The sequence below is a fragment of the Bradyrhizobium sp. CIAT3101 genome, from assembly GCF_029714945.1.
Lineage (GTDB): Bacteria > Pseudomonadota > Alphaproteobacteria > Rhizobiales > Xanthobacteraceae > Bradyrhizobium.
Map to the genome: position 1 here is coordinate 3378636 of NZ_CP121634.1, position 20503 is coordinate 3399138.

Below are 20503 nucleotides of genomic sequence, written 5' to 3' on the forward strand. Positions count from 1 at the left end.
GACAAGGTGACAATCGGCCTGTTCAGCGCTTGATACCGTCGAAGGCTGCCATGATGCCGCGCTGAAACAGCGACCAGTCGAAGCCGAGCGCGATCGCGCGGTAGCCGCGGTCGATGAGGGCGTTGGCCTGGTCTGCGGTACGGGCCGCGCCGCCGATCGGGACGCCGCTTCTGAGGATGCCGGCTTCCGCGCGGGCGACCAGTTCGAGCAACTCGGGATCGTCCATCTGGCCGCGCTTGTTGATGGAGGTGGCGAGATCGCCGGGGCCGATGACGGCGACGTCGATGCCCGGCGTTGCCATGATCTCGTCGATGCGGTTGACGGCATCGACATGCTCGATGGTGATCATGCAGATCATCTCGTCGTCGGCTGACGCCATGTAGTCCGGCATCGACTGGCCCCAGCGGAACGGCGCGTGGAACGGACCCCACAGACGATCGCCGCGCGGCGGATAGCGCACGCTGCGCACCGCCTTCTCCGCCTCGCCGCGGTTCGTGATCATCGGGAAATTGATGCCGAAGGCGCCGATGTCCATCGGCGCTTTCGCAAGCCACGGCTCGTTCGCCGCGATCCGCACCAGCGGCGTGCACGGCGTGCCCGTCGTCGCGGCGATCATTGCATGCGCTTCGGTCAATCCGATTGGACCGTGCTCGAGATCGACGATAATCCAGTCGAGCGAGCGCGCCATGATCTGCACCATCTGCACGCTCGGGATCGTTGCGATCGCGCCGAAGGCGGGGCGGCCTTCGCTCCACAATTGGCGGAGGCGATTGAGCGGCGTTGCGGGGACCGGCATGGGATGACCTGCGGAGGGATGACGACGGCGGAGCCTAGCAGCGCGCCGCCGCGGCGCAAGTCAGGCGACCGCGCGCCCGCCGAAGAACGGCGTCAGCGTGGCGCTGAGGCCATGCACGCGGTTCGACGTGAAAATCATCTCGGCGCCGGACTGCACGATGCCGCAGGTCGATGCGCCGAGCAGATCCGAGACGCGGCGGGCGATCGCAGGTGCCGGGTCGATCCACTCGACCGGCCATGGTGCGAGCTTCTTCATCCGGTCGAGCAGCAGCGGATAATGCGTGCAGGCAAGCACCACGGTGTCGGTGCGCGCGCCCGCGTCCGCGGCATCGCCGACGAAGCAGGGGGTGAGTTCGGTGAGGATATCGCCGTCGCTGATCGGGTGACCGCTGAGCTCGCGCTCCGCGAGCGAGGCCAATTCGGGCGAGCCGACCAGCGTGACCTCGCAGCCCAGCGCGAAATCACGGATCAGCGCCTTGGTGTATTCGCGCTTCACCGTGCCCTTGGTGCCGAGGACCGAGACGCGGCGGGTCCTCGAGCGGGCGCAGGCCGGCTTGATCGCCGGCACCGTGCCGACGAAGGGCACGGAATAAGCGGCCCGCAGATGCGATAGGACCAGGGTGGAGGCGGTGTTGCAGGCGATGACGACGAGGTCAGGATCATGGGTGCCGATCAGGTCCCCCATCAACGGCACCACGCGGGCAATGATCTCGTCCTCGCTGTGATGGCCATAGGGGAAGAAGGCATCGTCGGCGACGTAGACGTAATGGGCGTCCGGGCGCGCGGCCACGACCTCACGCAGCACGGTGAGACCGCCAAGACCGGAGTCGAATACCAGGATCGTCGGGGAATTGGTCACGTGATTACCCTAGCCCGGCATGGTTACCATTCGGTTTTTAGGGCGGTTTTGCGGCGGGGTCGGCCGACGCTCAGTTTGGAACGATTCAATTTCACCTTTGCCGCATGTTCCCGCTATTTGCAGCCGTGCTGCGCTGCGGTTGGGACATCCGCAAATTTTCGGGAGCCGACATGATCAGAAACACGAGGACCGGCTGGGGGAGCGTTGCCCGGTGGTTTCACTGGGGCTTGGCGCTGGCGATCATCGGTATGATCGGCTTCGGCTGGTGGATGAATCATATCCCGGCGCGTGCCGACAAGTTCTTCTACCGCTCGATCCATGCCGACATCGGTTACATGATCCTGCTGTTCACGGTGCTGCGCCTGGTCTGGCGCGCCATCAATCCGACCCCGGCGCTGCCGGTCGAGACCTCGCGCTGGCAGAGGATCGCGGCCCATGTCAGCCATGGCGCGCTCTATCTCGTGGTCATCCTGGTCGCGATGCTGGGCTGGGCGCATTCCGGTGCGCGCGCGACCAACTATTCGGACTTCTTCGGGCTGTTTCACGTGCCGCAATTCACCTCTCCGGACAAGGCGGCGGCGGATGCCTTCGAGGATCGGCACATCTTCTTTGCCTATGTGCTGCTGGCCTTGATCGCGGTCCACGTGATCGCGGCCCTCTGGCACCACTTCATCCGCCGCGACCGCGTCGTGGCGCGCATGGTGACCGACGAAGCGGCGTAAGGCAGCCGACGCTCGCCACGTTTCACCCGTCGCATCGTCTTTGGCGATGCGCTGGGTCACGCCGCCGTGACCCAGCGCGGCGGAACCTTCGCGTGATCTCGAGCTTATAGAGTTCACTCACACGCTGCCATCATCGCGGGCATGAGCGCGATGCGGGACAAGGTGGCATCTCATCGAACGCACGATCCGAGGCTGGTGGCGAGCGCGGCCAGGTGGCAGATTGCGGAACGAACCTCTCACGGCGTCGCAGGCTTAGACAGTGGACGGGCAGATTGAAGTGACAGCGAAGCCCGTCGTGCTCGTCGTCGAGGACGATCCTCTCCAGATGATGATTGCGGGCGACCTCGTCGAGGATGCCGGCTTGACGCCGATCTTCGCAGACAATGCGGACGAGGCGATCGTCATGCTGGAAAGCCGCGACGATATCCGGATCGTGCTGACCGACGTCGACATGCCCGGCTCAATGGACGGGCTGCGTCTGGCCGCTGTTGTGCGCAATCGCTGGCCACCGATTCAACTGGTCGTCGTCTCCGGGCACATGCTGGTCGAGCACGCCGAGCTGCCGGAACGAAGCCGCTTCTTCAACAAGCCCTATGCGCCGGACAAGATGATCGGAGCGCTGCGCAGCCTGGTCGCCTGAACGATCTTCAAGGTGACACCTGGCTGCGCTATGCTTGGGCCGGGCGGAACTCTGCCCGCAGGAGACGCCCATGCTCACCGTCCATCATCTCGGCAAATCGCAATCCGAACGCATCGTCTGGCTCTGCGAGGAACTCGGGATTCCTTACGAGCTGAAGCGCTATGCGCGCGATTCCGTCACGATGCTGGCGCCGCCCGACTACAAGGCGCTGCATCCGATCGGGTCGGCGCCCGTCATCGTCGACGGCGATCTCGTGCTCGCCGAATCCGGCGCCATCGTCGACTACATCATGGCCAGATACGGCAAGGGCCGCCTCATGCTCGGACCGGACGCGCCCGATTTCGCGCAATTCCTCTACTGGTTTCACTTCGCCAACGGCACGCTGCAAGCCGGCATGGGTCGGCTGATGCTGCTGAACCGGCTCAAGCTAGCCGAGGACAATCCGATGCTGGTCGCGACCAAGGCGCGCGTCGACCGTGCCTTCGATCTCGTCGATGCGCGCGTGCGCGATGCCGAGTATCTCGCGGGCAGCACCTTCACCACGGCCGACATCATGATGGGCTTCTCGCTCACGACGATGCGTTATTTCCAGCCCTACGATCTCGCGCGATGCCCGAACGTGGTCAAATATCTCGGCCGTATCGGCGCGCGTCCGGCTTACCGGCGTGCGATGGAAAAGGGCGATCCCGGCATGGTGCTGCTCTTGAGGTGAGCAGCACGCGGGCACGATCACCGCGGCGCGTGCTTCGTCGCGCGTTCGATCAGGTCGCCTAACCGCGAGATGAATTTCGCCAGGATCGGCGAGGCATTGGCCTTGTGATAGCCGACGACGAGGTCGATCGTCGGCGCCTTGCCCTTGAGCGGGCGACTGACGACGGACCAGGGCAGAAAGTTCTTCACATAGCTTGGCAGCAGCGCGAAGCCGCGGGTGGAGGCGACCATCGAGACCGCCATGACGATGTTGTCTGCCTCATGGGCCGTCGCGATGCCGAGCCCGCTTTCGCGCAGATGGTCGTTGATGATCTCAAGAAGCTCGGGCGCGGTGTCGGAGACGTTGATGAAGGGCGTTTCCTTCAGCTTTGCAAGTTCGACACGGTCGAGCTTGGCGAGGCGGTGGTCGCTCGGCAGTACAGCGGCCAGCGTCTCCTTGATCACGGTTTGGTAGACGAGATCGGTCGAGCGTGCCTCGCGCCGCATGAAGGCGAGGTCGAGGCTGCCGCGCGTCAGGCCCTCCGCCAGCACGGGCGAAAAATCGCTCGTCACTGTCACATCGATGTTCGGCAACTCGTCGCGCAGCACGCGCATCGCCTCGGGCAGCCAGTCGATTTCTTGCCCGGTGAGGAAGCCGAGTGCCAAGCGTGATTTTTCGGGGCGGCCGGCGCGCCGCGCTGCCTCGATTGCCGCGTCCGCTTGCGTCAGCGCCAGGCGCGCGTGATCGAGAAAGGTCTTTCCCGCGACCGTCAGCTCGACGCCGTGCACGCTGCGCGCAAACAAGGGCACGCCGACCTCGTATTCGAGGTCACGGATCTGGCGGCTGAGCGAGGGCTGCGCGGTGCGCAGCCGCTTCTCGGCGGCAACCGTGAAGCTGCCTTCCTCGGCGACAGCGACGAAGTACCGGAGGTGACGCAGTTCCATGAGCAAATGCCTCTCAACAGGTTCGCGGCCCAATTGCCTCCAGGCAAAGGCGCCGCTGGCGACCATCCCATACCTGTCAGGCATGAAAGGCAACTAACAAAGTCTTGGCGACGAAAAGAGCCTTTCCCTATCTCACGGAAGCGATGCTGTTGGACCCAATCGATCTGGCAGCGTCGGAAAAGACAGAGAGAAAGGGATTTTCATGGCTTTCCCGGTTGTATTGATCACGGGCGCGCTCGCTGGTATCGGCCGGGCGACTGCCGTTTCCTTCGCGCGATCCGGTCATCGGGTGGTGGTGTCCGGCAGACGGGACGATGCCGGGCAGGCATTGGCCGCAGAGCTGCGCGACCTTGGCGCGGAGGCCGAATTCGTCAAGGCCGACGTCCGCAATGAAGCCGAGATCAGCGATCTCGTTGACAAGACCGTCAAGCGGTTCGGCCGCCTCGATATTGCGGTCAACAACGCCGGCGTCGAAGGCACTCCCGCCCCGGTGTGGGAGCAGACCGAGCAAAGCTACGCCGACATCTTCAACACCAACGTGCTTGGAACGTTGCTCAGCATCAAGCACGAGCTGCGCGTGATGAAGGCGCAGGGCGCGGGCAGCATCATCAACATCTCCTCGACCATGGGCGAACGGGGCGCGGCCAACCTGGCACTCTACACCGCCAGCAAGCATGCCGTCGAAGGCCTGACCAAGTCAGCGGCCCTGGAAGCTGCGGCCTTCGGCGTGCGCGTCAATGCGGTCGCTCCCGGTCCGACGGATACCGCCATGCTCGATCGCCTGACCGGATCGCCGGAGAAGAAGGCGGCGTTCTACGCGGCCGTGCCCCTCAAGCGCGGCGCAAGGCCAGACGAGATCGCGAACGCGGTGCTGTTCGTCGGATCGGAGCAGGCTTCGTTCATCACCGGCCAGATCATTCGCGTCAACGGCGGCAAGACCGCCAGCTAAGTCGTTTCCAGACCATTCCAGAGAAAGTGAGCAAGACCATGACCGACCTCAAAGGAAAGACTGCTCTCGTCACCGGCGCTTCGCGCGGCATCGGCCGTGCCTCGGCGCTGGCGCTGGCGAAGCGCGGCGCGCAGGTGCTGGTGCATTATGGCCAAGGCGCCAAGGAGGCGGAAGCCGTGGTCGCCGAGATTCGCAAGAACGGCGGTCGCGCCGACGCCATCGGGGCCGATCTCGGCGCGCCTGATGGGGCGCATCAACTGGCGAGCCGCGTGCGCGGCATCGTCGGTGACCGGCTCGACATCCTGGTTGCCAACGCCGGTGTCGCCAAGGCGGCCGTGATCGAGGAGACCACGGTCGAGGATTTCGACCGGCTGTTCGCCGTCAACGTCCGCGCGCCTTTCTTCCTGGTGCAGCAATTGCTGCCCACCCTGCATGAGGGCAGCAGCGTCGTGCTGGTCTCCTCGCTGGCTGCGCATGCCGTGGTCGGCACGCTGCCGGCCTATGCCGCGACCAAGGGCGCGATCGACACGCTTGTGAAGCATTTTGCGGCAGCGCTCGGCGCGCGAGGCGTGCGCGTCAACGCGGTGGCGCCCGGAGTGGTGGGGACCGAGATGTCGTCCTTCACCAAGACCGATGCGGGGCGCGACTATACGCTCGGCATGCAGACCTTGAAGCGGATCGCCGAGCCCGACGACATCGCAGATGCCGTCGCCTTCCTCGCCTCTCCCGATGCGCGCTGGATCACCGGCGACACAGTTCACGTCGACGGAGGCTCGAAACTCTGAGCTGGCCGCCGCCGTCTCTTTCCCGACCTCAAAAGGAAGTCCAACATGTCAAAGAAACTCGAAGGCAAAACTGCACTCGTCACCGGCGGCTCGCGCGGAATCGGCGCTGCCATCGCCAAGCGGCTCGCAGGTGATGGCGCCAAGGTCGCCATCACCTACAGCCGAGGCGCGGATGCTGCGGCCGCAATCGTCAAGGCGATCGAAGGCGCAGGCGGGAAGGCCATCGCCATCCAGGCTGATGCCACCGATCCCAAGGCCGTGCAGGCCGCGATCGACAAGACCGTCAGTACGCTCGGTAAGCTCGACGTGCTCGTGAATAATGCGGGCACCGCGATCCCCAAGAAGTTCGAGGAGACCGCGCTGGAGGAACTCGACCAGGTGATCAACCTCAACATCCGCGGCGTGTTCATCGCCACGCAGGCAGCGCTGAAGCAGATGAACGACAACGGCCGAATCATCTCGATCGGCTCATGCGTCGGCGAGCGCATGATGACACCGGGACTGGTGCCTTACTCAGCGACGAAGGCTGCGATCCGGATGTTTACGCAAGGGCTGTCGCGCGAGGTCGGGGAGCGCGGCATCACCGTCAACAACGTGCAGCCGGGGCCGATCGACACTGATCTGAACCCTGCCTCCGGCGACTGGGCGACCCCGCAGAAGGCGGCGACCGCGCTCAACCGTTTGGCAAGGTGGAGGAGGTGGCGGCGCTGGTCGCCTTCGTCGCCAGCCCGGAGGCGTCGTACATTACGGGTGCGAATCTTACGGTCGACGGCGGCACCAACGCCTGATCGCGGGAAAAATCGGAAAACCGGGCGGGAATTGGTCGCCCGGTTTACGCGATCCTGTTCGTGGTCGGCGCCCGCGCCGCAGCCAGCTGCTTCTGCAGGCGATCGATGTTTTGCAGGAGGCGCTGGCTGGTCAGCACCAGGAAGTAATAGCCGAACTGCGGATCCTGGAAGTAGATCTCGAGCAGCCGGTCATAGGTGATCGTCAGCACCTGGCCGTCTTCGATGCATTCGATCGTTCCGGTGCGCCGGTTATCGGGCGTGAGGAAGCCGAGCTCGCCCATCAGCGCGCCGGGCCCGATCTCGACGTTGATCTCCTTGACCAGGAACTTGCCCGTGACCGTGAGGAGCATGTCCTTGGCCGGATCGCCCAGCTTGAACAGCGTGTCGCCGTGACGATATTTGCGCTCGGTCATGAACGGCTTGAGCCACTCGATCGACATGTCGCCCTCGGCCGCATGCCGCGCCTTCTTGACCAGCTTGAGCATCTGCCTCAGGCGAAGAGCGTTGATCGGAAGCAACAGCAGATACAGCAGGAACGTCGAGACATTGGCCGAAAGCGCGCCAAAGATGGCGAAGAAGGCGCAGCCGATCATGTTGGCGACGCGCAAGGGCACCATGGTCCGCATCAGCAGGGTGGCGACGAAGAAGCCGGCGCCGACCGCGGCGAACATGTTGGCCAGCGTAATGTTGTGGACGAAGATCTCCAGCAGCCGGTTGAAGATCGCGTCGTAGGTGACGTTGTTGGGATCGAGGCCCATCTGGACCAGGATCTTCGCGATCCTGAGATTATCCGTCGCCGCGTCCAGAATGCGGTCGAGGATCGAGGAAATGTCTGCGCTGCCGGACGGCATGGTACTATCCCTGCGTAAGGCCTTCAGTCCTGCTCGGTATTCGTATAGCCGAAATCGAATGACGACCGCTTGAATGAAGCCTTCGGCCGTCATGCTGCAAGAGGCAAATTTTAGCCTGATCGGGCATTTCGGCAATTGCCCGTTGGTTGCGCGTATGGCCTTGATGCAGCCGTGATTCGGGGCTGCCGGGGTGTGGGCCCGGGCGTCGCGAACGGACTTCGGACGGAGTTTGAGCGAACTTAGCTGTCCGGCGCGGCGGGGGCTCCGGGCCTCAGGGCTTGGTGGCCGGCTGGATGACCTGCTGATCGACGAGGGTCAGGTGCCCGGGCAGCGCGCCGGCGCGGACCAGCATGGCGACGCTGTTGGCTTCCTCGAGGGTGAAATTGCCCGAGATCTGGACCGAGCCGCCGGTGATGGGCTCGCGGATCACGGGGGCCGAGATCACCTTGTCGTCGAGCACGATGGCGAAGGGTCTGCCGACGCTCTCTTCCGTGACGTGGGCGAGGCGCCGGGTGCCGCGTCCGTTGAAGCGGAACGAAGCGACCGGGTCCTTGGTGCCGGCCGCAAAGCCGGGCGCCGCATAGCTGATGTCGTCGCCGTCCAGCGCACTGTCCTTGGCGACCAGATAGGGTCGCTTGTCCTTGAAACCGAGCAGGACTTCGGTGCCTTCGGGCGGTGTGCCGGATTGTGCCTGCTCCGGTGACATCGAGGCATCGACCAGGCGGAAGCTGACCTTGACCTTCCGCGCGAAGATCGCGGTGACGCGCTCGAGGTCGGTCACACCAGGCAGGACGATGCGGATGCGGTCGGTCCCGTCAGGGACGACGCTGACGAGCTTGACGCCGGAATCCTTGAGGCGCTGCTCGATCATGGCAATGGAATCTTCGACGAGGTCATTCAGCCGAGCAGCGGATGCGGCATCGGTCGGCGCGAGCCTGACCGCGCCGTCGCCGCCGTCGGTCACGGCAATCGCATGCGAGGGCAGTCCGTCCGCGGCCGAGGCGAGTTTGCGCGCCAGCTGATCGCGGCCCTTGGCGTCCGCGATCTTCACGTCGACGCCGCCGTCGCGGATCGCAAGATTGGAGAAGGCGACATGGCCGTCGTGCAAGGTCTTGTAGACGTCGTCGCGCAGATCCGTGACGACGCTTTCGCGCAGGCCGGAGCTGTCCACCTGGTAGACGATGCATGACCCGCCGAGCGCCTGCATCTTGTCGCCGATGAAGGCCGTGACCTTAGCCCGCATCTTGTCGAGCGGGCCATCGGCGAGCGCGGCGCGCGGCAGGGCGATCGCCGTTGCCGTGATCGCCGACGTCATGGCGAGTGCAACGATCAGCCGTGTGGCGCGGTCCCGCGGGGGCGTGGTCATGATCACCTCGAGTCTTGCGGCAGGACGCTGGCCGGCGAATCCGACGCATGTTCTTGGTCCCCGGATCGGGCGCGGAGGTTCAAAAGGACGCGCACCCGAGTGCTACGACCGTAGCCGTTAGGCCATGGACGAACGCCAAATCATCCATCATTCTGTCCGCGCTCGACCGGTCATCGGTCGAGGTCTCGCCGAACCAAAATGTCAAAAGACAGGCGGCGAGGGAATGCATCCGAGGGAGGACGGAATTCCATGGCGGGCATCCACGCGCTCGATCGGCTCATCGGCAATGACTATCCGGAGCTTTTGACGGACGAGGAGGTCCGGGTCTTTGAGCAGGTCCCTTACGCGGACCGCGTCGCGGCAGAGAGCACCTATGATGCCATCAGGCTCGGAGCTGCGCGCAATCCCGACGCGGCAGCGATTCAGTTTCTGCAAAATGCCGATCCGGCGGATACGCCGCTCGTCGTCACCTACCGCGATTTCATCGCGCGCGTGACGCAGGCCGCCAACATGTTTCATGCGCTCGGCGCGGAAAAGGGCGACGTCATCTCCTTCATGCTGCCGTTGCTGCCCGATGCCTTCGTGACGCTGTTCGGTGCGGAGGCCGCCGGCATCGCCAATCCCGTCAACCCGCTGCTCGAGCCGCACCAGATCGCGGAAATTCTGGAGGCGGCGAACACGAAAATCCTGGTGGCGCTCGGGCCGATGCCGGGCACCGACATCTGGCAGAAGGTCGAGCAGATCCGCCCGCAGCTCAGGCACCTCAAGGCGATCGTGCAGGTAGCCGGCGGCGGCGATTCCGCCAACGGAATCTTCGCGTTCAACGATTTGATCAAGCAGCAGCCGTCCGACCGGCTTGTCGGCGGGCGCAAGATTTCGGGCAGCGACATCGCTGCATACTTCCACACGGGCGGCACCACCGGCACACCAAAACTGGTGCGGCATACCCACGCCAACCAGGTCTATCAGGCCTGGGCACTCAACCTGCTGTTGAAGTCGAAACCGGGCGCGAACATGCTGTTCGGCATGCCGCTGTTTCACGTCGGCGGATCATTGACGCAGGTGCTGCTGACGCTCTCCGCCGGCGGCTCGCTGGTCGTGCTGTCGCCGAGCGGCTGGCGCAATCCGAACGCGGTGAAGAACATCTGGGGCCTGGTTGAGCGCTTCAAGCCCGAGGCGCTGTCGAGCGTGCCGACGGTGCTCGCCGCGACGCTCGCGGTGCCCCCCGGAAATGCCGACATCTCCAGCCTGAAATATGCAGCCGGTGGCGGCTCGGCGATCCCGGTCGCAGTGGGATCTGCGATCCAGGAAAAACTCAAGCTGCCGGTGGTCGAGGTCTACGGCATGACCGAGACATCGAGCGTGCATACGCTCGCCTATCCGAGCCGACCGATCAGGCTCGGCTCGGTCGGTCTTCCCATGCCATACGCGCGCGTCCGCATCGTGCAGCTCGATGCCGATGGCAACCTGATCCGCGATTGCAAGCCGGACGAGATCGGCGTCGTTATCATGGCCGGGCCCGGCGTGTTCGGTGGCTATCTCAACGACGCCCACAACCAGGGGGCCTTCGTCGACGAGGTCTGGGTCAATTCCGGCGATCTCGGCCGGCTCGATGCCGACGGCTATCTCTGGATCACCGGCCGCGCCAAGGACCTCGTGATCCGCGGCGGCCACAACATCGATCCGGCACCGATCGAGGAGATCATGTTCCGCCATCCCGCCGTCGGTTTCGCTGCGGTGGTCGGCCAACCCGACGCTTACGCAGGCGAGTTGCCGGTTGGATATGTACAGTTGAAGCCCGGTGCGTCCGTCGAGCCCGGCGAGCTCGAGACGTGGGTGCGCGAGCGCACGCCGGAGCGCGCCGCCGTTCCGGTGCAGATCATTCCGATCGATCCGATGCCGGTGACCGGCGTCGGCAAGGTATTCAAGCCGCAACTGCGCTGGGACGCGGCGCAGCGCGTGTTCACGAAAGTGCTGACGCCGCTGACCGCGCGCGGCATCGACTGCAAGGTCAAGGTCGGCGCCCATGGCAGCCACGGCTCGATCGCAACCGTGACGGTTGTGGGCGCGCCGGGGGACAAGCAGGAGGCGGTCGCCGGCGAGGTGCACGCGCTGCTCGACCCGTTCGTGATGCGGCATGAGGTGGTTTTCGGCTAATTGGGGATAAGCCCGATGGGGCCGCACGCGGCATGGCCCCATGTCTTCCGATCGCATGGCGCATCGCCGCTACCCGCGGATCGCCGCATTGGCCCTTTCGGCTGCGCCCGTCATCGCATCCTTCGCCGATTTCGCACCGTTGACCACTTCATTCACGCCGATCATGAAGGCGTCCAGGATCGGTCTCGATTGCGGATGGAAAAGGATCGCCTTGGCGCGGTCGACATCGGCATTCTGCAAATTGGTCAGCGCCGCCTCTGCTGCCTCCGAGCCGAACGCCGTCTTGAAGCCCTCGCTCGACCAGGCCGACACGCGTGTCGTCGCCAGCCCCGCAGCGGCAGTCCGCAACGAGGTCGCCTTGCTCGTCGCCCAGAGCAGGAACAGGAAAGCCGCCCGCTTGTTTCGGGATTTGGAATTGATGCACGCTTGCCAGTGCGACATGAAGGGGACGGGTCCGCGACCGGCGAGATGCGGAAAGGTTGCAAACCCGGCCTGCTTGGCGACATGGCTTTTCGCAGGATTGGAGATGTCGGTTGCGAAGTTGCTGCTGTCGATTGCCATCGCCGTCCGCCCCTGAAGGAAGTCGTCCAGCACGTTGTACCATTCATAGCTGCCGACGCCGGCAGGCCCGGCCTGGCTGAGCAGCTGTCCGTACATCTCGACGGCCGCGATCGCCTCCGGGCTCGCGAAAGCGACCTTGTTGTGCTCGACCATGGCCCCACCGTAGGAGAACACGAAGCCCATGGCCGGTGGGGAGGAATTGCCGCCGGCCTGGGCCCGCATGGTGATCCCCGACATCCCGTTGGTCTTGACCGCCCTGGCCACGACAAGCAGCTCGTCGAAAGTCCGGGGAAGCGGCTGGTCCTTGGCTGCCAGCGCATCCTTGTTGACGAAAAGCGTCATCGCCTCGGAGGTAATCGGAACGGCATACCGTTCGCCGTCCGACCACAGCGGGAAAGCTCGAGCCGTCTTGAGCAGGTCGCCCTCGTCATACCACGCAGGATCGGTCAGCGACCTGTTGGAAAAATAGCCGTTGAGCGGCTCCAGCCATCCGTTCGAGATGCCCTGGCCATAGGTCGTGAACATGAAGACGTCGGGCGTGCTGCTGCCGCGGGCGAGCTTGATCGGCGTGGCGCCGAGGTAGGTGGTTTCCAGTTGGAAATCGATGGTGACATTGATGCCGGTGAGTATGGTGAACTCCGGCAACAGCGGCGCGATCGCATTCGACCACGGATGGATCGCTCCCGAAAGCGCGATCGTCTGTCCCGCAAATTGCTTCCAGTCGATCGCGGCGGCATAGTCCGGGGGAGCATCTTCCGCCAGGCCTCGCCCTGGCAACAGCCCGACTGCGGGCAAGACGGCTCCCGCCGCTCCCAATCCCTTGACGAAGCTCCGACGGCTGGTTGACACCCCACCGCTCCATGAGTTTCCGCCTGGCACCATGTTGGCGCTTCAAATTGCGAGCAGTCAATTGCACCAAAGGGGACGTCAGCCGTGACATTGTGCCCCGCCAACCGGCGGATTTCGGCGCCGGCGTAGCGTGCGTCGAGAATGGCTGGTTCCCCGCTCACCTGCGCGGACCCACCCATGCTATCGTTCCGGCAACACTCCGCTCCGACGCGCGTCGATGATCCACGGCCATGCCAGTCTTCGCTCCTGGGTATTATCTGCGGTGGTTTACTCGTCCGCTGATCTTTGCGGTCGCAGTGCTGGTGGCCCTTTTTATCGCGACCGGCTTCCTCGGCCTGCAATATTGGGAGGAGCGGCAAGCAGCTCATCAATTCACCGAGCATAGCCGGCAGGTGCTCGAAACGCTCGATCGGCTGCGGGCGATCGTCGCGGAACTGGAGACCGAACGGCGCGGGTATCTCATGACTCTCGACCCCGCCTATCTCAAGGCCTACGGCGTCTCTGACGAAAGTGTACGACGGGAGGCCCAGGCGCTACAGACGCTGGTCGCGGACGATCCGTTGCAAGGCCTTCGGGCCGGACATCTGGCACTGACCGTTGCGGCAACGCTACGCGAAATCGACGAGCTGCTGAAGACGGCCGGTACGTCCGGGCTGGCCGCGCTGGCAATGATCCGCAGCATGGATGAGATACGCTCGCAAATCGACCAGATGGTGGACCACGAGCGCTTTCGGCTCGCCGACCGGGAGGCGCGCGCTGAAGCATTCGAGCGACGCTGGACCTGGCTGATCGCCGGCGCCGTTGTCCTCGTCGTCGCGCTGGCCGGAGCTGCGCTGGCGCTCGCGCGGCTCGAAGCGAAACGGCGAAGAATGGCGACCGAGGAGAACATCCAGCTCCAGAGCGATCTTGCAGCACGAGATATCAAGATCCGGCGGCTGTTCGATGCCAACATCATCGGCATCATCATCTGGGAAGTCGAGGGACGCATTCTGGAGGCTAACGATGCATTCCTTCGCATCGTGGGATACGACCGGGAGGATCTCGCCTCAGGGCGTTTGCATCGGACCGACCTCACACCGCCGGAATGGCGCGACCGCGATTTGCAGACCGTGACGGAATTGAAGCGGATCGGGTCGGCGCAACCATTCGAGAAGGAGTATGTGCGGAAGGATGGAAGCCGGGTGCCGGTGCTGATCGGCGGGACCATGTTTGGGGAAGGTACCGATAATGGCGTCGGCTTCGTCCTTGATCTGACGCCACTCAAGCGGGCGGAAGCCGAAAGCCGCGAACACGAGCGGCGCTACCGTGAAGCCCTGATGGAGCTCGCGCACGCAAATCGCGTCACCACGATGGGGCAACTGACCGCTTCGATTGCCCATGAAGTCAACCAGCCGATCGCCGCGATGGTGGCGAACGCCGAGGCCGGGTTGAACTGGCTGGAGGCCCAGCCGCCGAATTTGGAGCGGGTTCGACAGACGTTCGGCTGGATTACCAGTGACGGCATGCGCGCCGGCGACATCATCGGCCGGATTCGGGCGCTCATCAGGAATGCTCCCCCGCAAAAAGAGAATCTGGAGATCAACCCGGCGGTGCTTGAGGTCATCGCGCTGACCCGCAGCGAAGCGTTCAAGAACAGCGTCTCGGTGCGAACGCAGTTTGCCGAGGGCTTGCCGGCCGTTCAGGCAGATCGGGTTCAACTTCAGCAAGTGGTGCTCAACCTGATCGTCAACGCGATCGAGGCGATGGCCGCTGTCGGTGAGGGGGAGCGCGAGTTGCTGATCAGCACCGGTTGGGATGCATCGGACGGCGTGCACGTCACTTTGCGGGATTCCGGTCTGGGGCTGGATCCGAAGAACGTGGAGCGCCTGTTCGAAGCCTTCTACACCACCAAGCCCACTGGCATGGGGATGGGCCTCGCCATCTGCCGCTCGATCATCGAGGCGCATGGCGGACGGATGTGGGCTGGCGCAAACGAGCCGCGGGGCGCCGTCTTCCAGTTCACTCTACCTCTCGCGTCAGACCAGACCGCACCTCGCCCGATGAGGGCGGATGAGCCAATAGGTCTACGCTCTGCGGCCCGCTGACAGGCGGTGCGCGCAGCGCGTCTTCACCAATTTGCTGACGCAGCTCGTCGATCGTGACGCTTGCATGGCGGACGACACAAGGCTTGCGTGCCTCGCCGCAAGCGAGCATCATCTCGCCAAAAAATGGGGGAAACGCGATGCCTGAAGTCACTCGCCGCAGCCATCTTCGGCAATTGTCGGCCGTGCTCGGATCTGCCGCGCTGTCTGGCTGGTCGGGGCCGGCACGGGCTGCAGAGCCGGACGTTCCCCCTGAAGGCATCGGCAAGGGCATCCAGCACATCTCCTACAGCGACATCGGCGGGCGGCCCGACAGCGTGCAGGTGATGTTCAACCGGCAGCACATCTATGTCGGGCACATGTTCAGCGACGGCGTGACGATCCTGGACGCCTCCGATCCGCGTGCGCTGAAGCCGGTCAATTTCTTCACCGCGGGACAGTACACCCGCACCCACCATCTGCAGGTGGCTGAAGATATGCTGCTGCTTGCGAACGGCGCCAACATCGTCGCGATGCAGTCCTACGACAACATGCGCGGTTATTTCGAGAACACGCTGGTCGACAGCATCACCAAGGCGAAAAAATTCCGCTCTGGCCTCTCCATCCACGACATCTCCAAACCCGGCGAGATGCGCGAGATCGCATTCCTGGAAATGCCCGGCTTCGGCATCAACCGGCTGTGGTGGCCCGGTGGGCGCTACGCCTATGTGTCGGCGCATTTCGACGGGTTCACCGACCACATCCTCTGCGTGGTCGACCTCAGGACCATCACCAAGCCGGAGATCGTCGCGAAATGGTGGCTGCCGGGGATGAACCGTGCGGCCGGCGAGCCGGCGACGCCGAAGGGCAAGCGCTTTGCGCTACATCACATGATCACGGCGGGCGATCGCGGCTATGCGGCCTGGCGCGACGGCGGCTTCACCATCCACGACATCGGCGATCCCACCAATCCAAAGCTGCTGTCGCACATCAACTGGTCGCCGCCCTTCGCCGGCGGCACGCATACGCCGCTGCCGCTGCCGAAGCGTCAGCTCGCAATCGTCGCGGATGAAGCGAACGCGGACCAATGCGCCAAGGGCCTGTTCCACACCTTCGTGCTCGACGTGCGCGCGCCGGAAAACCCGGTGCCGATCGCAACCCTGCCGACGCCGCGCGACCGCGATTTTTGCACCAACGGCACCTTCGGTCCGCATAATCTGCACGAGAACCGTCCCGGCGCGTTCCAGAGCGAGGAGACGATTTTCGCGACCTATAACAATGCCGGCGTGCGGGTGTTCGACGTCAGGGACGCCTTTGCGCCGAAGGAACTCGCCTACTGGGTGCCGCCGACGCCGAAGAAGCTCGTCGACCCCCGTCCGAACGTCGCGCTCGCGGCGAAGACGTGCGACGCCTATGTCCGGCCCGACGGGATGATGTTCGTCAGCGACTGGAACGCCGGCATGCACGTGCTGCAATATCAGGGATGAACTGCCGTAGGGTGGGCAAAGGCGCGAAGCGCCGTGCCCACCATTCGCAGTGGTGGGCACGCTGTCGCTTTGCCCACCCTACGAGATCGAGACCGACGTTACGCTGCGGGCATCGCGGTTTCGATCAGACGCACCCAGAACGAGGCGCCGTGGCCGAGGATGTTATCGTTGAAGACATAGGCCGGGTGATGGCATGCCGGGCTGTCGCCCATGCCGACCAGCACCATGGCGCCGGGGCGTGCTTCCAGCATGAACGAGAAATCCTCCGCGCCCATCATCGGGATGATCTTGTCGTTGACGCGGTCGGCACCGACGATGTCGCGGGCAACGTCGGCGGCGACGCCGGCTTCGCGTGCATGATTCAAGGTCACCGGATACATCCGCGTGTATGTCGTCTCCGCCGCCCCGCCATAGGCACGGGCGACGCTCTCGGCGACTTCGCCGATGCGGCGCTCGACGAGATCGCGCACGTCGGGGTCGAGCGTGCGCACGGTGCCGCTGAGTTCGGCGGTCTCGGGGATGATGTTGAAGGCGGTGCCGGCGTGGAATTGCGTGATCGAGACCACCGCCGACTGCAGCGGATTGACGTTGCGCGCGACGATCGATTGCAGCGCGTTGACGATCTGCGAGCCGATCAGCACGCTGTCGATCGCCTGGTGCGGGGTGGCGCCGGCATGGCCGCCCTTGCCGTGGACGGTGATACGGATGTTGTCGGAGGAGGCGAGCAGCGGACCCGGCGTGGTCGCGAAATGGCCCTCGGCGAGGCCCGGCATGTTGTGCATGCCGTAGACCTGGTCGATGTTCCAGCGCGTCATCAGCCCATCCTCGACCATGGCCTTGCCGCCGCCGCCGCCTTCTTCGGCGGGCTGGAAGATCACGACCGCCGTGCCGTCGAAATTGCGCGTCTCGGCGAGGTATTTTGCGGCACCCAGCAGCATCGCGGTGTGGCCGTCATGGCCGCAGGCGTGCATCTTGCCCGGGATCTTCGAGGCATAGGGCACATCGGCGGTTTCAAGGATCGGCAGCGCGTCCATGTCGGCGCGCAGGCCGATGGTCTTGCCGGAGGCCGACTTGCGGCCGCGGATCACGCCGACGACGCCGGTGCGGCCGATGCCCGTCACCACCTCGTCGCAGCCGAACTCGCGAAGCTTGTCGGCGACGATGCCGGCGGTGCGATGGACTTCGTAGAGCAGCTCCGGGTTCTCGTGGAAGTCATGGCGCCAGGCGGCCATTTCATCGGAGAGGGCGGCGATGCGGTTGACGATGGGCATGGAGGGGATCCGTTTCTTCTTCGTGGGACGGGTGGACGCAGCGTACGCCGCAGGGGAGGCGGGCGGCGGGCGAAAGCGGGGTACGCCGGCGAAGATGCTTTTTACGCCGTGATGTGGCGGAGGGGGAGGGCGAAACAGACGGTGTGGCAAGGCGGCCGGGGATGATGATGCCGAAAGGTACCATGGTCCGCGGAGGCGGGTGTGGTTCGGCAACCCAGGCAGAGTCCCGCAAATATTGGCTGTCAATCACGGATCATTGACTGACAGATATTGAAATCTGTCAGCGAGACGTGTATATCCGTTTCCGGACGTTCCGATTGGGCGTCCCGTGGCCACCTCCAGGGGGAGCCCGAGATCCGAAACAACACCGGGTCGAGGGTCGTCATTCAAGGACGAGGGCCGCGGACGAATGGAGACTTACGACAATGACGACTGAAATCATCAATCTCACCGGGACGATTGGGCATTGGCTCAATTTACTGGTTGCGCGCCAGATCGCGGCGCAGGCTGCAAAACTGCCTCATTAAGGCGAGAGCTTTCCGAACCGACCGGTATGGGCGCTTCGGTAAGCATCCATCGCCGGGTAACTGGACCCTGAACGGGAACATGGTGCTGGCATGAATGAAGCTGTTGTCTTGACGCCGGAGCGGATCCTCGAAGTCACCGAGGACGTGTTGCGGCGCTACGGACTTGCCAAGGCCACCGTGGTCGACGTTGCCCGTGCGCTCGATGTGAGCCACGGCAGCGTCTATCGCCATTTCCCGAGCAAGGCTTCGCTGCGCGAGGCCGTCGCCAAGCGCTGGCTCGACCGCATCGACGCGCCTTTGCTGGCGATCACCAAGGAGCAGGGCCCTGCGCCCGACAGGCTAGACCGCTGGCTGCGCACGCTGTTCGCCGCCAAGCGTTCGCGCGTGCTCGACGACCCCGAGATGTTCGAGACCTATCTCACGCTGGCGCGCGAGGCCTGCGCGGCGGTCAAGTGTCACAAGGACACGATGATCGATCAGATCGCGGCGATCCTGACCGACGGCGTCAAGCAGGGCGTGTTCGCCGTGGACGACGTCAAGACCACCGCACGCGCGCTGTTCGATGCGACCTGCCGCTTCCACCATCCGGCCCATGCCGACGAGTGGAAAGATGCCGATCTGCCCGCGCGCGTCGACGCGACGCTTGCGCTGTTGCTGCGCGGATTGAAGGCAGCCTAGGCCGACACCCTCCCACCAAAGCGCGCAATCGTCGCTTCAGCCTTTCGCCTTGCGCAGAAGGGTGTCCTCGCGAAGAGAAGGCGAGGGGGGCGATTGTTTTCGTGCGTGAAAAGCGGCGTCGGCGGATGGGACAACCGGCGGGCTCTGCGGATATGCATTCACCGCGATTTCGACGATGTTCTTTGACTGCCTCCGAAGGTGGTGGAATGTAAGCTCCTGATCGAGCGCGGGGCAGCGGAAGTGGACGACCGCCGTATCCGGCAGGCGGCAGAGTTCGTCGATGAGGTCGCCCACGGTGAGGAGCGGAGGATCGACGAGCGTTCGGTGCATAGCCTTACTCATGGCGCAACTCCTTCACTCTGCTGCCAACAAACGCGCGACGGTGTCGGTTCCATTCCGCTCGGCTCAAGCGTTGGATAAAATGCGAACCGCGCCGATGTGCTAGAGCGCGGATCCCGACCGCAAGTTGCGCGACCGCAATATGCCGAACGGGTCCTCGCGCCCGGCCAGTCTGCGGTACGTCGCAAGGTCGTCAAGCGTCGGACCCTCCCCGCGTCTGGTATTCCCACTCGTTCCAACCGAAATCGACGTGCCGAGACCGGCATAGAGATAGTTGTCGCCGAACGCCTGCTTGAGCGCGGCAAAAGTCGGCTCACCGGTGCAATGTCCCGGTGCGACGGCGTCGACCTTGAATCTGTCCTTCAGAGCGGTAACGACTTTCGCGATGGCCTCGTCGGGTGCGACGACCAGATGAAATCCACCGGCGATGAGATGAATCCTGGGATTGATGGCGGTTGCCGCTTCGACAATGCGCTCGATCCCGGGGTGCGAACAACCGACCAGAAGGACTACGCCTTCTGCGGTGTTGACGGCCAAAGATAGCTCCTTGAGTTCTCTCGTCCCGGGCACGTCGGAGATCAGCGAAATAAGCGTGATACCTGGAGCAATTTCGGTCGTTTGATCGATCAGCTCGAAGCTTGCATTGGCCCATGCCGAGCCAGATTTTATCACCGCTGGGGGCTTGCCTCCATAGTACCGCATCTCCGGCGGCAAGGCCTCGTCCTTCCGGAAGAAGCCGGACGGCAGCGAAGAGCCGTAGATGCCAAATCCTTCCTTCGGCGCGTAGATCTTGACGGTCGGATTGACGCTCAGGACGTAGGACAAACCCGCCATGTGATCGGAGTGGCGGTGCGAAAGAACGACGAAATCGAGGTCCGAGAGGTTGACACGCTTGGCCTTCACGTTTGCAGCGAAGATTTCGGGGTTGTTACCCGTGTCGAACAAGATGCGTTTTCCCGCGACTTCGACGAGGGCGGAGAAGCCCCAGTCCTTTGTCATCGCGTCATTGGTGCCGAAGGCGTCATAAAGAATGGTGATCTGGTCTTTCGCCTCGGTTGCCGCGCTTTCGGTGGGGCCGCTCGCGAAAACGCTGAAGGCGATCAGTGCTGCAAGAAGACTGTCCCTGATGTTCATGGAAGCGTCTCCTGCTGTTGTGCGAAACATACAACGGGAACGAGGGTGGC

18 protein-coding genes and 1 pseudogene are annotated in these 20503 nt (G+C 64.0%); 10 read left to right on the forward strand and 9 right to left on the reverse strand.

What is annotated here, in order from left to right; all coding sequences use genetic code 11:
* Nucleotides 1-22 precede the first annotated feature (22 nt).
* Together QA645_RS15770 and murI are read right to left on the reverse strand one after the other, a co-directional pair.
* Nucleotides 23-796: an aldolase/citrate lyase family protein gene (locus tag QA645_RS15770; RefSeq protein ID WP_283051364.1), complete on the reverse strand. Its 774-nt coding sequence runs from the start codon at nt 794-796 to the stop codon at nt 23-25.
* Nucleotides 797-856: 60 nt separating this feature from the next.
* A complete protein-coding gene (gene murI, locus QA645_RS15775) occupies nt 857-1654 on the reverse strand; it encodes a glutamate racemase (RefSeq protein WP_283051366.1) in 798 nt (265 codons plus the stop codon).
* A 170-nt stretch (nt 1655-1824) separates the two neighbouring features.
* Here murI and QA645_RS15780 point away from each other — a divergent pair, with 170 nt between their 5' ends.
* From QA645_RS15780 to QA645_RS15790, 3 genes are all read left to right on the forward strand, one after another.
* A complete protein-coding gene (locus QA645_RS15780) occupies nt 1825-2376 on the forward strand; it encodes a cytochrome b (RefSeq protein ID WP_283051368.1) in 552 nt (183 codons plus the stop codon).
* 325 nt (nt 2377-2701) lie between these two features.
* Nucleotides 2702-3016, forward strand: a complete 315-nt coding sequence (locus QA645_RS15785) for a response regulator (RefSeq protein WP_254135457.1) — start codon at nt 2702-2704, stop codon at nt 3014-3016.
* A gap of 70 nt (nt 3017-3086) precedes the next feature.
* Entirely contained in the window at nt 3087-3728 is a 642-nt protein-coding gene (locus QA645_RS15790) for a glutathione S-transferase family protein (RefSeq protein WP_283051369.1), read from the forward strand.
* A gap of 17 nt (nt 3729-3745) precedes the next feature.
* Here the strand turns inward: QA645_RS15790 and QA645_RS15795 are convergent, their stop codons facing one another.
* Nucleotides 3746-4651: a LysR family transcriptional regulator gene (locus tag QA645_RS15795; RefSeq protein WP_283051371.1), complete on the reverse strand. Its 906-nt coding sequence runs from the start codon at nt 4649-4651 to the stop codon at nt 3746-3748.
* A 202-nt stretch (nt 4652-4853) separates the two neighbouring features.
* Between QA645_RS15795 and QA645_RS15800 the strand changes: the two genes are divergently transcribed.
* The 3 genes and pseudogenes from QA645_RS15800 (at nt 4854) to QA645_RS15810 (ending at nt 7173) form a co-directional block, all read left to right on the forward strand.
* Nucleotides 4854-5600, forward strand: coding sequence for a glucose 1-dehydrogenase (locus QA645_RS15800; protein ID WP_283051372.1), 747 nt, complete (start codon nt 4854-4856; stop codon nt 5598-5600).
* A 38-nt stretch (nt 5601-5638) separates the two neighbouring features.
* Nucleotides 5639-6385 carry an SDR family oxidoreductase gene (locus QA645_RS15805; RefSeq protein ID WP_283051374.1) on the forward strand — a complete coding sequence of 249 codons (747 nt, stop codon included), beginning with the start codon at nt 5639-5641 and terminating at the stop codon, nt 6383-6385.
* A gap of 45 nt (nt 6386-6430) precedes the next feature.
* Nucleotides 6431-7173: pseudogene (locus QA645_RS15810) on the forward strand (3-oxoacyl-ACP reductase family protein).
* Nucleotides 7174-7217: 44 nt separating this feature from the next.
* Here the strand turns inward: QA645_RS15810 and QA645_RS15815 are convergent.
* Both QA645_RS15815 and QA645_RS15820 read right to left on the reverse strand, forming a co-directional pair.
* Nucleotides 7218-8024: a cyclic nucleotide-binding domain-containing protein gene (locus tag QA645_RS15815; protein WP_254132482.1), complete on the reverse strand. Its 807-nt coding sequence runs from the start codon at nt 8022-8024 to the stop codon at nt 7218-7220.
* A gap of 271 nt (nt 8025-8295) precedes the next feature.
* Nucleotides 8296-9390: a preprotein translocase subunit SecD gene (locus QA645_RS15820; RefSeq protein ID WP_283051377.1), complete on the reverse strand. Its 1095-nt coding sequence runs from the start codon at nt 9388-9390 to the stop codon at nt 8296-8298.
* 249 nt (nt 9391-9639) lie between these two features.
* On the opposite strand from QA645_RS15820, the gene QA645_RS15825 reads away from it, so the two are divergent.
* Nucleotides 9640-11547: an acyl-CoA synthetase gene (locus QA645_RS15825; protein ID WP_283051378.1), complete on the forward strand. Its 1908-nt coding sequence runs from the start codon at nt 9640-9642 to the stop codon at nt 11545-11547.
* A gap of 69 nt (nt 11548-11616) precedes the next feature.
* On the opposite strand, the gene QA645_RS15830 is transcribed toward QA645_RS15825, so the two are convergent.
* Nucleotides 11617-12957, reverse strand: a complete 1341-nt coding sequence (locus tag QA645_RS15830; RefSeq protein ID WP_283051380.1) for an extracellular solute-binding protein — start codon at nt 12955-12957, stop codon at nt 11617-11619.
* A 230-nt stretch (nt 12958-13187) separates the two neighbouring features.
* Here QA645_RS15830 and QA645_RS15835 point away from each other — a divergent pair, with 230 nt between their 5' ends.
* Together QA645_RS15835 and QA645_RS15840 are read left to right on the forward strand one after the other, a co-directional pair.
* Nucleotides 13188-15041 carry an ATP-binding protein gene (locus QA645_RS15835; protein ID WP_283051382.1) on the forward strand — a complete coding sequence of 618 codons (1854 nt, stop codon included), beginning with the start codon at nt 13188-13190 and terminating at the stop codon, nt 15039-15041.
* A 137-nt stretch (nt 15042-15178) separates the two neighbouring features.
* On the forward strand, nt 15179-16504 hold the full coding sequence (locus QA645_RS15840) for a hypothetical protein (RefSeq protein ID WP_283051384.1): 1326 nt from the start codon (nt 15179-15181) through the stop codon (nt 16502-16504).
* Between the two features lie 98 nt (nt 16505-16602).
* On the opposite strand, the gene QA645_RS15845 is transcribed toward QA645_RS15840, so the two are convergent.
* Entirely contained in the window at nt 16603-17775 is a 1173-nt protein-coding gene (locus QA645_RS15845; protein WP_283051385.1) for a M20 aminoacylase family protein, read from the reverse strand.
* Nucleotides 17776-18392: 617 nt separating this feature from the next.
* On the opposite strand from QA645_RS15845, the gene QA645_RS15850 reads away from it, so the two are divergent.
* The gene (locus QA645_RS15850; protein WP_254132476.1) at nt 18393-18980 is read left to right on the forward strand and encodes a TetR family transcriptional regulator; all 588 of its coding nucleotides are present in this window, start codon (nt 18393-18395) and stop codon (nt 18978-18980) included.
* Nucleotides 18981-19016: 36 nt separating this feature from the next.
* On the opposite strand, the gene QA645_RS15855 is transcribed toward QA645_RS15850, so the two are convergent.
* Complete coding sequence (locus QA645_RS15855) at nt 19017-19322, reverse strand: hypothetical protein (protein WP_283051387.1); 306 nt, start codon at nt 19320-19322, stop codon at nt 19017-19019.
* A 99-nt stretch (nt 19323-19421) separates the two neighbouring features.
* On the reverse strand, nt 19422-20453 hold the full coding sequence (locus QA645_RS15860; RefSeq protein ID WP_283051388.1) for an MBL fold metallo-hydrolase: 1032 nt from the start codon (nt 20451-20453) through the stop codon (nt 19422-19424).
* Between the last annotated feature and the right edge of the window lie 50 nt (nt 20454-20503).

Excerpts from the sequence above, each read along its gene's own strand:
- QA645_RS15770 (WP_283051364.1), bottom strand. The coding sequence starts at position 796 with ATGCCGGTCCCCGCAACGCCGCTCAATCGCCTCCGCCAATTGTGGAGC.
- QA645_RS15780 (WP_283051368.1), top strand. The coding sequence starts at position 1,825 with ATGATCAGAAACACGAGGACCGGCTGGGGGAGCGTTGCCCGGTGGTTT.
- QA645_RS15785 (WP_254135457.1), top strand. The coding sequence starts at position 2,702 with ATGATGATTGCGGGCGACCTCGTCGAGGATGCCGGCTTGACGCCGATC.
- QA645_RS15790 (WP_283051369.1), top strand. The coding sequence starts at position 3,087 with ATGCTCACCGTCCATCATCTCGGCAAATCGCAATCCGAACGCATCGTC.
- QA645_RS15795 (WP_283051371.1), bottom strand. The coding sequence starts at position 4,651 with ATGGAACTGCGTCACCTCCGGTACTTCGTCGCTGTCGCCGAGGAAGGC.
- QA645_RS15800 (WP_283051372.1), top strand. The coding sequence starts at position 4,854 with ATGGCTTTCCCGGTTGTATTGATCACGGGCGCGCTCGCTGGTATCGGC.
- QA645_RS15805 (WP_283051374.1), top strand. The coding sequence starts at position 5,639 with ATGACCGACCTCAAAGGAAAGACTGCTCTCGTCACCGGCGCTTCGCGC.
- QA645_RS15815 (WP_254132482.1), bottom strand. The coding sequence starts at position 8,024 with ATGCCGTCCGGCAGCGCAGACATTTCCTCGATCCTCGACCGCATTCTG.
- QA645_RS15820 (WP_283051377.1), bottom strand. The coding sequence starts at position 9,390 with ATGACCACGCCCCCGCGGGACCGCGCCACACGGCTGATCGTTGCACTC.
- QA645_RS15825 (WP_283051378.1), top strand. The coding sequence starts at position 9,640 with ATGGCGGGCATCCACGCGCTCGATCGGCTCATCGGCAATGACTATCCG.
- QA645_RS15835 (WP_283051382.1), top strand. The coding sequence starts at position 13,188 with ATGCCAGTCTTCGCTCCTGGGTATTATCTGCGGTGGTTTACTCGTCCG.
- QA645_RS15840 (WP_283051384.1), top strand. The coding sequence starts at position 15,179 with ATGCCTGAAGTCACTCGCCGCAGCCATCTTCGGCAATTGTCGGCCGTG.
- QA645_RS15845 (WP_283051385.1), bottom strand. The coding sequence starts at position 17,775 with ATGCCCATCGTCAACCGCATCGCCGCCCTCTCCGATGAAATGGCCGCC.
- QA645_RS15850 (WP_254132476.1), top strand. The coding sequence starts at position 18,393 with ATGAATGAAGCTGTTGTCTTGACGCCGGAGCGGATCCTCGAAGTCACC.
- QA645_RS15855 (WP_283051387.1), bottom strand. The coding sequence starts at position 19,322 with ATGAGTAAGGCTATGCACCGAACGCTCGTCGATCCTCCGCTCCTCACC.
- QA645_RS15860 (WP_283051388.1), bottom strand. The coding sequence starts at position 20,453 with ATGAACATCAGGGACAGTCTTCTTGCAGCACTGATCGCCTTCAGCGTT.